This is a genomic window from Gammaproteobacteria bacterium (genome assembly GCA_016199745.1).
Taxonomy (GTDB): domain Bacteria; phylum Pseudomonadota; class Gammaproteobacteria; order Acidiferrobacterales; family Sulfurifustaceae; genus JACQFZ01.
The window spans coordinates 38209-48560 of the sequence record JACQFZ010000025.1; the positions used below are offsets into that span (position 1 = coordinate 38209).

10 protein-coding genes are annotated in these 10352 nt (G+C 58.7%); 3 read left to right on the forward strand and 7 right to left on the reverse strand.

Annotated elements, in window-relative coordinates:
• Positions 1 to 25 precede the first annotated feature (25 nt).
• From pssA to HY308_07135, 7 genes are all read right to left on the reverse strand, one after another.
• Positions 26 to 826, reverse strand: a complete 801-nt coding sequence (gene pssA, locus HY308_07105) for a CDP-diacylglycerol--serine O-phosphatidyltransferase (GenBank protein ID MBI3898049.1) — start codon at positions 824 to 826, stop codon at positions 26 to 28.
• A 19-nt stretch (positions 827 to 845) separates the two neighbouring features.
• Positions 846 to 1493 (reverse strand): phosphatidylserine decarboxylase, encoded by a 648-nt coding sequence (locus HY308_07110; GenBank protein MBI3898050.1) that lies wholly within the window; start codon positions 1491 to 1493, stop codon positions 846 to 848.
• 16 nt (positions 1494 to 1509) lie between these two features.
• Entirely contained in the window at positions 1510 to 2526 is a 1017-nt protein-coding gene (gene ilvC / locus HY308_07115; protein ID MBI3898051.1) for a ketol-acid reductoisomerase, read from the reverse strand.
• Between the two features lie 137 nt (positions 2527 to 2663).
• Positions 2664 to 3200, reverse strand: coding sequence for an acetolactate synthase small subunit (gene ilvN, locus HY308_07120; protein ID MBI3898052.1), 537 nt, complete (start codon positions 3198 to 3200; stop codon positions 2664 to 2666).
• A complete protein-coding gene (locus HY308_07125) occupies positions 3200 to 4930 on the reverse strand; it encodes an acetolactate synthase 3 catalytic subunit (GenBank protein MBI3898053.1) in 1731 nt (576 codons plus the stop codon). The genes ilvN and HY308_07125 overlap by 1 nt, the downstream gene beginning before the upstream one ends.
• Positions 4931 to 5117: 187 nt before the next feature.
• Positions 5118 to 6512: a cysteine--tRNA ligase gene (locus HY308_07130; GenBank protein ID MBI3898054.1), complete on the reverse strand. Its 1395-nt coding sequence runs from the start codon at positions 6510 to 6512 to the stop codon at positions 5118 to 5120.
• A gap of 165 nt (positions 6513 to 6677) precedes the next feature.
• On the reverse strand, positions 6678 to 8093 hold the full coding sequence (locus HY308_07135; protein MBI3898055.1) for a glutamate--tRNA ligase: 1416 nt from the start codon (positions 8091 to 8093) through the stop codon (positions 6678 to 6680).
• A 150-nt stretch (positions 8094 to 8243) separates the two neighbouring features.
• Here HY308_07135 and HY308_07140 point away from each other — a divergent pair, with 150 nt between their 5' ends.
• The 3 genes from HY308_07140 to HY308_07150 all read left to right on the forward strand — a co-directional run bounded on the left by HY308_07140 (position 8244) and on the right by HY308_07150 (position 10200).
• A complete protein-coding gene (locus HY308_07140) occupies positions 8244 to 8744 on the forward strand; it encodes a peptidyl-prolyl cis-trans isomerase (GenBank protein MBI3898056.1) in 501 nt (166 codons plus the stop codon).
• 15 nt (positions 8745 to 8759) lie between these two features.
• Positions 8760 to 9491 carry a UDP-2,3-diacylglucosamine diphosphatase gene (locus HY308_07145; protein ID MBI3898057.1) on the forward strand — a complete coding sequence of 244 codons (732 nt, stop codon included), beginning with the start codon at positions 8760 to 8762 and terminating at the stop codon, positions 9489 to 9491.
• A 259-nt stretch (positions 9492 to 9750) separates the two neighbouring features.
• On the forward strand, positions 9751 to 10200 hold the full coding sequence (locus tag HY308_07150; GenBank protein ID MBI3898058.1) for a hypothetical protein: 450 nt from the start codon (positions 9751 to 9753) through the stop codon (positions 10198 to 10200).
• The last annotated feature ends 152 nt before the right edge of the window (positions 10201 to 10352 follow it).

Consider the following 10352-nt stretch of genomic DNA (forward strand, 5'->3'; position numbering starts at 1 on the left):
GGTTCAAGGACAGAATTCTTCCCGGCTACGGATGCGGCGACTTGTCCACCGGCGCCGTCGGCGCCGGCCGTAGCAACCGCACCGCCCACGATGCCGGGCCAGAAATGGCATAGCCCAAGAAAATCGCGAACAACACCTGCGGCGGATCGAGAAAAACCAACACGAACACCAGCGGCACAATGATCACCGCCACAAACGGCATACGCCCGCGCATGTCGAGATCTTTGAAGGTACGGTAACGAATATTGCTGACCATCAATAGGCCGGAAACCACTGTTACCACCAGCGCCAAAATACTAATGTCTCGGCCCGGCACACCGGTCGTGTACAGCACCCAAACGAAGCCGACGACCAATGCCGCGGCCGATGGGCTCGGCAAGCCACGAAAGTAGCGCTTGTCGCTCGCTGGCTTGCTGGCGAGCGCGTTGAAACGCGCCAAGCGCAAACCGGCGCCGGCGGCGTAAATAAAAGCGGCGAGCCAACCGAGCTTACCCATACCGGCCAACGCCCATTGATACATGATCAACGCCGGCGCCAGCCCGAATGAAACCATGTCGACCAAGCTGTCGTAGTGAAAACCGAATTCGCTTTCGGTATGCGTCAGGCGCGCCACCCGACCGTCGATGGTGTCGAGCAGCATGGCAACGAAGATGGCGAGTGGCGCCAACTCGAAATTGCCATTCATCGATTGGGCAATCGCGTAAAAACCGGCGAATAAATTAGCGGTGGTGAAAAGACTGGGGAGAATGTAGATCCCTTTCGGTCGGGTTCGCCCTTCTTCGACTGTTACGGTATCTGTCTCGCGGGGAAGGCGGGCGCGGCTCATCGGATCTACCTCCGAAACACTACTGTTTGAAGTGGGCGATGATGTCGGATCCGCCGGTCACTTTGTCGCCCAACGAAACGCGAAAGTCGACATTCAACGGCAGATAGACTTCGACGCGCGAACCGAAACGGATGAAACCGTAACGCTGGCCCAACTCGACGCGATCGCCCGGCTTGATGTAACAAAGTATACGCCGGGCGACGAAGCCGGCAACTTGGACCACGACGACGTCGTGACCCTCGTCGGTCCGCAGCCAGACCGCATTGCGCTCATTCGCGTGCGATGCCTTTTCGAGCGCGGCATTGACGAATTGACCCGGGTGATACCAAGCGTCTTTCACCTGCCCGGCCAATGGCATGCGATTCGAATGCACATTGAATGGGCTCATGAAAATGCAGAGACGCTTGGCCGGACGCTTTAGATAGGGATCTTCCCCTTCGCCGACGGCGATAACCAAACCGTCGGCCGGACAAATGACCGCGCCGACAACATTAGGAAGACGCCGCGGCGGATCGCGGAAAAACTGCACGACAAGAATAGCTATCAACCAGGCGGGAATCGCCGCAAGCCATCCGAAAAAATGAGTGACCACCCACGCCGCTGTCAGTACGACAACGACGTGGACCCAACCCTCACGCGCGAGGAGCGGATATCTGACGTTTGCCACGATAGGCGTGGACTTCTTAGTTCTTGCTGCGATCGACGGCGCGATTCGCCTTGATCCACGGCATCATATCGCGCAGCTTGGCACCTACCTCTTCAATCGGGTGCTTCGCGCCTTTGGCGCGCAGCTCGTTGAAGTGCTTGGTGCCGTTTTCGTTCTCGGCCATCCATTCGCGCGCAAACTCGCCGGATTGGATTTCTTGCAGGATCTTCTTCATCTCCGCCTTGGTCTGCGAATTGACGATACGCGGACCGCGGGTGTAATCGCCGTACTCGGCGGTGTTCGAGATCGAGTAACGCATGTTGGCGATGCCGCCTTCGTACATCAGGTCGACGATCAGTTTGAGCTCATGCAAGCACTCGAAGTACGCCATCTCCGGCGGATAGCCCGCTTCGACTAGCGTCTCGAAGCCGGCCTGCACCAAATGGCTGGCGCCGCCGCAGAGCACCGCTTGCTCGCCGAATAAATCGGTCTCGCATTCGTCTTTGAAGTTGGTCTCGATAACGCCGGAACGGCCGCCGCCGACAGCGGAGGCATAGGACAAGGCAATGTCACGCGCTTTGCCGGAGGCGTCCTGCTGCACGGCGATCAAGCACGGCACACCGCCGCCTTGGGTAAAGGTCGTGCGCACTAAATGGCCCGGGCCCTTCGGCGCGATCATGATGACGTCGAGGTCGGCGCGCGGCTTGATGAAGCCGAAGTGCACGCTGAAGCCGTGGGCGACGGCGAGCACCGCGCCTTTCTTCAGGTTCGGTTCGATGTCCTTCTCGTAGATTTTCTTGTGATGCTCATCCGGCGCAACGATCATGACGACGTCCGCTTCGCGCACGGCGTCGGCGACGCTTCGCACGACGACGTTGGCCTTCTTCGCCTTCTCGACCGTGGCCGAGCCCTCACGCAAGCCGACGGTAACCTTCACACCGCTGTCCATCAGGTTCAGCGCATGCGCATGACCCTGCGAGCCATAACCGACGATGGTGACTTTCTTGCCACGAATCAGGGAAAGATCGGCGTCTTTGTCGTAATAAACTTTCATGATGGTCCTCGTAAAGTTAATCTCTGAATTCATTTAAAATCGCTTTCCCTCATCCCCGACCCTTCTTCCGAAGGGAGAAGGGAGTTAGAACCCCTCTCCCTCCGGGAGAGGGGTTGGGGTGAGGAAATCAGTTGCGTTCAGGAATTTGCTGCGGCCTTAGGTGTTACCGTCGCCAGCTTCTCATCCACGCGCAAACTACGTTCGCCGCGAGCAATGCCGGAGACGCCGGAGCGCACCACTTCGATAATGCCGGCCGGGCGCACGGCTTGGACGAAGGCGTCGAGCTTTTCGCCGTTACCGGTGAGCTCGATGATGTACGTGGTGTCGGTGACGTCGACGATGCGGCCGCGAAAAATATCGACTAAGCGCTTCACTTCATCGCGCATGTCACCGGTGGCGTTGGTCTTGATCAACATCATCTCGCGCTCGATATGTGCGCCTTCGGTCAGGTCGGTCAGCTTGACGACTTCGATCAGCTTGTTCAATTGCTTCGTGATCTGCTCGATGATCTCGTCACTGCCGCTGGTAACGAGCGTCAGGCGCGACAGCGTCGGGTCCTCGGTGCGCGCCACGGTGAGCGACTCGATATTGTAGCCGCGCGCCGAAAACAGTCCGGCCACGCGCGACAGCGCGCCCGGTTGATCTTCCAACAAGATTGAAATGATATGGCGCATCAGGCGAGCTCCCGGTCGGCAACGTTCTTCTGGTTCGGCGACAAATGCATTTCATTGTGCGCCTTACCGCTGGCGATCATCGGGAAAACGTTTTCAGCTTGATCAGTAATGAAGTCCATAAACACCAACCGATCTTTCAGACGCAACGCTTCTTTCAACGCATTTTCCACGTCACCCGGCTTGTCGATGCTCAGGCCGACATGGCCATAGGCTTCGGCAAGCTTCACGAAATCGGGCAATGCGTCCATGTAGGAATGCGAATAACGGCGATCGTAAAAGAACTCCTGCCACTGCCGAACCATGCCCATATAACGGTTGTTCAGGTTGACGATCTTGATCGGCAAGTCGTATTGCTTGCAGGTCGACAACTCCTGAATGCACATTTGGATCGACGCCTCGCCGGTGACGCAGGCGACCGTGGCGTCCGGATGCGCGAACTGCACGCCCATGGCCGACGGCAGGCCGAAGCCCATGGTGCCGAGGCCGCCGGAATTGATCCAGCGCAGCGGCTTGTCGAATTTATAGAACTGCGCCGCCCACATCTGATGCTGGCCGACATCGGATGTCACGTACGCGTCGCCGCCAGTCAGCTCGTACAGTTTTTCCAGCACGAATTGCGGCTTGATCAACGGGCTCTTGCGGTCGTACGCCAGGCAATCGAGGCCGCGCCATTCGTTGATCTGCTTCCACCAGGCGGCCAGCGCCGTGGCATCGGGCTGGGTCTTGGCCGCTTTAAGCAGCTTGAGCATGTCTTGCAGCACCGACTTGGCGCTGCCAACGATCGGCACCTCGACCTTGACGGTCTTAGAGATCGACGATGGATCGATATCGACATGGATAATGTGCGCTTGCGGGCAGAACTTGGCGGGATCGCCGGTAACGCGGTCGTCGAAGCGGGCGCCGATGGCGATCAACACATCGCATTGATGCATCGCCAAATTGGCTTCGTAGGTGCCGTGCATGCCGAGCATGCCGACAAACAACGGATCGGGCGACGGATAACCCCCCAAGCCCATCAACGTATTGGTACACGGATAGCCCAGCAGCCGCACGAACTCGGTGAGCTCGGCCGAGGCGTTATCGAGAATGATGCCGCCACCGGTGTAGATCATCGGCCGTTTGGCCGACAGGATCAGGTCGACCGCCTTCTTGATCTGACCCGGGTGACCCTTGGTCACCGGCGCGTACGAGCGCATCTGCACGCTCTTCGGATAGGAATATTCGGTCTTGTGCGCGGTCACATCCTTCGGAATATCGACCAGCACCGGACCGGGACGGCCGGTGGTGGCGATATAGAAGGCTTTTTTAATGGTGGTCGCCAGATCTTTGACGTCCTTCACCAGGAAATTGTGCTTCACGCACGGCCGGGTAATACCGACGGCGTCGCATTCCTGGAACGCATCTTGACCGATCAGGTGGCTTGGCACCTGACCGCTGATGATGACCATCGGAATCGAATCCATGTACGCGGTGGCGATACCGGTAACGGTATTCGTGACGCCCGGACCGGAAGTCACCAGTACGACGCCTGGCTTGCCGGTCGAACGGGCGTAGCCGTCGGCGGCATGGGTCGCGCCCTGTTCATGGCGCACCAGGATGTGCTTTACCTTGTCCTGTCGGTAGAGCGCATCATAGATGTGCAACGCTGCCCCACCGGGGTAGCCGAAGATGTATTCGACCCCCTCGTCTTGCAGGCAGCGCGTGAGAATATCAGCGCCGGATAACTCCACGGTTTTCCTCACGAGAATAAGAAAGGCCCACTCTTGCCCAATAACCGGGCACTGCGGGCCTAGGTAATTTGCCGGGTTTGCCGAGAGAAGTTACTTATAAGTATAAGCAGGGTCAATAGTAGTGCCGGAAAAAGTCGGGAAACGACTCTTTTAAAACAGGTAATGCGAAAATGTCCGGCGTTTCTGCCTAGCCCCGGCGCCAAGTCGTGTTGCCGGCGCTGTCTTCGATAATGATCCCGGCGTTGACCAATACCCCCCGAATACGATCCGCTTCCGCAAAATTCTTAGACTGACGGGCCGCCATACGTTCGCCAATCAGCCGCTCGACCTCGGCCGCGGTCATCTCGCCGGCTGACGCCGTGTCCGCGCCGCGCAGATAAGCGTCGGGATCCTGCTGGAAGAGTCCCAATATCGCCCCGAGCCGACGCAACATGCCGGCCAACCGCGCTGCTTTGGCGGTATCGCCGTCGGCCTTGGCACGGTTGACCTCGCTGACCAACGCCGACAACTGCGCGAACGCCTTGGGCGTGTTGAAATCGTCTTCCATGGCGTTGTGAAAGCGCGCCTCGAATTCGTCGCCTTCTAATTGCGGTCCGACCGGCAACCCGCGCAGGCCGATGTAAAACCCGTCGAGCGCTGCCTTGGCGGCGCGCAGGTTTTCCTCGGAATAGTCGAGTGGGCTGCGGTAGTGGCTCGCGAGCAGGAAGTAGCGCACGACCTCCGGCACGAACTTGGCCAATACGTCGCGCAGCGTGAAGAAGTTGCCGAGCGACTTCGACATCTTCTCGTCGTCGACCCGCACGAACCCGACGTGCATCCAGACGTTGGCGAATCTCTCGCCGGTCGCGCCTTCGCTTTGGGCGATCTCGTTCTCGTGATGCGGGAACGTCAGGTCCATGCCGCCGCCGTGGATATCGAAGTGATTGCCGAGGCAGCTGGTCGACATCGCCGAGCATTCGATGTGCCAGCCCGGCCGACCTTCGCCCCAGGGCGACGGCCACTGCGGCTCGCCCGGCTTGGCGCTCTTCCACAACACGAAGTCGAGCGGGTCTTCCTTGCCTTCGTCGATCTCGACGCGTGCGCCGGAGCGCAGATCGTCGACCGATTTTCCGGAGAGCGCGCCGTAGTGATCGAACTTGCGCACGCGATAGTAAACATCGCCGTTGGCCGCGCGGTAGGCGTAACCGCGCTCGATCAGCCGCGAGATCATCGCCTCGATCTGCGGGATATGCGCCGTCGCTCGCGGCTCGGCATTCGGCGGCGCCACACCGAGCGCGGCCGCGTCTTCGTGCATCGCCTGAATGAAGCGCGCCGTCAGCGTGTCCACGTCCTCGCGATTTTCGGCGGCGCGCTTGATGATCTTGTCGTCGATGTCGGTGATATTGCGGACGTAGGTGACGTCGTAGCCGCGCGCGCGCAGATAACGCGCAATCATGTCGAATACCACCATCACCGAGCGCGCATGGCCAATGTGGCAATAGTCATAGACGGTGACGCCGCACACGTACATGCGTACCTTGCCCGGCACCAGCGGCTGAAACGGTTCTTTTTTACGGGTAAGGCTGTTGTAGATCGTTAGCATTGCATTTCTCAAAACACCGTCGCGTGCTTATTCCGGCGTCTCCCTCCCCCCTTGCGGGGGAGGGAACAAGGGAGAGGGGGATTAATGACACCCCTCTCTCCTGTCCTCTCTCCCGCAAGGGGAGAGAGGGACCCTTCGATTAAATGGCGTGGCGACTGAACTAAATTAATTTAATTGTTGACCGGCCCGGGCAAAGCGCTGGCGGGCACGATCGACGCCGAGCAGCGGCAGCAGCTTCGCCATCTCCGGGCCGTCGAGCTCGCCGGTAAGCGCCGCGCGCAACGGTTGGAACAGTGCCTTACCCGAACGGCCGCTCGCTTGCTTCAGCGATTCGCTCAATCCCTTGAACTCAGCACCATGAGTCACGAGCGCCGCCGCCGCTTGCGCATAGAAGCTTTCGCCGGCAGCCTGCATGGCATCACGTGCCGCATGTGTCGGCGTGAAATCTTGACCGAACAGAATCTGTGCCCAATGCAAGGCATCAGCAGCAAACAACAAGTTACCGCGCACGCAATCGATAAACGCCTGGCGCCGATCGGCCGGAACGAGCGCGTGCACCGACGCATCCATCCAGGTCCATATATCGTCGGCCGGCAAATGCAATACCGCTTCGCGCTGCCAATGCAACAACTGCGCTTCGTCATAACGCGCCGGCGACTTGTGCAACCGCGCAAGATCGAAATGTTGCGCGAGCTCGGCAAGGCTTAAGAACGCGTTACTCTCGAACGTATGACCGAGGCGCGCCAAATAATTATTGATAGCGAGCGGCAAAAAACCACCAGCACGCAACTCCTGCACCGATTTGCTGCCGGTGCGCTTCGACAGCGGCGCGCCATCGTTGCCCATCACCAAGGCGATGTGCGCATAACGCGGCACCGGCAAGCCAAGCGCTTCGAGCAACAACACTTGCCGCGGTGTGTTGGTCAGATGATCTTCGCCACGGACGGCGAGCGTTACGTTCATCAACGCGTCGTCGACCGCGTTGCAAAAGAAAAACGCCGGTGTGCCGTCGGAACGGCGAATCACGAAATCGCCGATGTCATCGGTCTTGAACGATTGCGGCCCATGCACGCCGTCGTCGAACTCGATGGTGCGACCATCAGGCACGTGAAAACGCAACGTCGCCGGCAATCCGCTGGCGCGCCGCTGCTCGACCTCGGCGGCTGCTAACCCGCGGCATTTACCCGAATACCGTGGCGGCTTGCTGGCGGCGATTTGGGTTTTACGTTCCACTTTCAGCTCATGCTCACTACAAAAGCAGGGATATGCCAGCTTGCGGTCGGCGAGTTGCGCAAAATACGTGGCGTACACCGCCCCGCGTTGCGACTGCTCGTAAGGTCCCAGCGTGCCACCCGCTTCCGGTCCTTCGTCCCACATCAGGCCCAGCCAACGCATATCTTCCATGAGCGCGGCAGTGTATTTCTCCTGGCCGCGCATGGCATCGGTATCTTCGATGCGCAGCAAGTAAATACCGCCGGCGTGCTTCGCCAGCAAGTAATTGAACAAGGCGGTGCGGATGTTACCGAGATGGAGTAGCCCGGTGGGGCTCGGCGCAAAGCGCGTCTTAGTCAGCGAGTTCATGCGGCCGAATGGTAGCGGAATCATGCGAAACAGCGAAGCCTCTGATGTTGCGCGCAAAACCACAGCCGGTCACAATGCGCCCGTCCGTCGCGTCACGCCGGCAGAAAACCCACGGACGGTGCCGGCCGAAAACCTTTAGAGAGCCACTTCATGATCCACATACAGACCAATCACGGTGTCATCATTGTCGACCTGTACGAGGACAAAGCACCGAAAACCGTCGCCAACTTTCTCGCCTATGCGCGCGAGGGCTTCTACGACGGCACCATTTTTCACCGCGTCATCAACAGCTTCATGGTCCAGGGCGGCGGCTTCAATCCCGGCATGACGCAGAAAGTGGGCCGGCCGCCGATCGAGAACGAAGCCAAGAACGGCCTGCGCAACGAGCGCGGCACCCTGGCCATGGCGCGCACCAGCGACCCACACTCGGCCACCAGCCAGTTCTTCATCAACGTGGTCGATAACGATTTCCTGAATTACACCGCGCCGACGCCGAGCGGCTGGGGCTATTGCGTGTTCGGCAAAGTGATCGAGGGCCTGCAAGTGGTCGACACAATCAAAGGCATACCGACCGGCTCGAAGCTTGGCTTCAAAGACGTACCGTTGACCGACGCCATTATCGAGAAGGTGCAGGTCGTCGGCGTTAAGTAAATCGCCTCGCCGCCGATGACGACGCTGTTCATCTCCGACCTGCATCTCACCGCCGACCGGCCGAAAATCACCGCGCTGTTCCTCGATTTCCTTAAAGGCGAAGCGCGCACCGCCGAGGCGCTCTACATCCTCGGCGATTTTTTCGAGTACTGGATCGGCGACGAAGCCGTCGCCCAGGCTGAGTTCCAACCGATCATCGACGGCCTGCGAGCGTTGACTGCCAGCGGCGTGCCGACTTACTTCATGCACGGCAATCGCGATTTTTTAGTGGGCGAAGGTTTCGAACGTGCCACTGGTTGCCGCGTCATCGCTGACCCGACCGTCGTCGATCTCTACGGCACACCAGTGCTGCTGATGCACGGCGATTCGCTCTGTACCGACGACGTCGAACACCAAAAATTCCGCGCGATCGTGCGCGACGAACAATGGCAGCAAGCATTCCTTACTAAGAGCGTCGCCGAACGCGTCGCGATCGCTCGCAGTTATCGAGAAATGAGCCGCGAAGCGACCTCGCAGAAAGCGGCCGAGATCATGGACGTCACCCAAACCGCCGTCGCCACCGCTCTTAAGCAACACAACGTGCGCCTACTCATCCACGGCCATACTCACCGTCCCGCTGTACACACGCTCGACATCGACGACGCACCCGCGCGCCGTATCGTTCTTGGGGATTGGTACGAACAAGGCAGCGTACTGCGCTGCGATGCCAACGGCTGCGAGCTCAGCGCGTTGCCGTTGGCGAGATAAGGCGTCGCAGTATCGTTGACTAAACTTTTATTACCTTTGGCCCGAATGGCACTTACTTAAGCCGCGGCACGCACTAGCTCCCTCCCCCTCAGGGGGAGGGCTGGGGTGGGGGTGGGTTTTTTAAAAACAGGGATCTCGGTTATCGCTGCCATAAAACCCACCCCCTCAGATCGACGGAGTCAATGGCGGAGACTTAAGTTTACTCCAACTCAACAGAGACCTATGTCTATGGTGAAAAATCATGAGGCCCGTCTCGTTCATGCATGTCGTTACGGCCGCCCTACTATCAATTTTTAGTATGTTGACCGGCTGCTCCCATGCAGACGAGGCGACCAGCGCCTTTGTTCGGGATTTACAGAGCGCATCAGCAGCATTGAAGGTAGATCAAGAGTTAAGAATGGACGTCGTTAACAAAGGGGAGTGGAGCCAAATGTTTATCTTTTCGCCCTACACACCGCTGTCAGAAATAGAGGCTTCAATCAAATTAAAAGCCTCCTCAGCTATTGAAAGCGCCAGGATAAGTGAGCGAGACGACATCAACCTACTCGTCTTCCTAAAAGGAAATAACATACAAGTCGTTGCAGCGGTTCCGCGTTACGTCGTCGATCTTTCTGTTACTAAGAATGCCCAACCGCTCAGTCGAAACTCAGCCGTGTTCAAAAAAGTGGGTCCTGGCAGCTTGTTTGCTTGGACGGGCAACCGAAAATAGGAGGGAACCATTGGGTAGCGTCCCCAATGGCACTGCTTTAAGCCCACCGCTTACGTCGCTGTTGCCGTCGGCGTAGCTGCGCCTGCAAGACGTGTCGCGGCTTCGTCAGTAGCCAATGCTGTTTCGGTCGTCGCTTAACGACACGCGGCTCC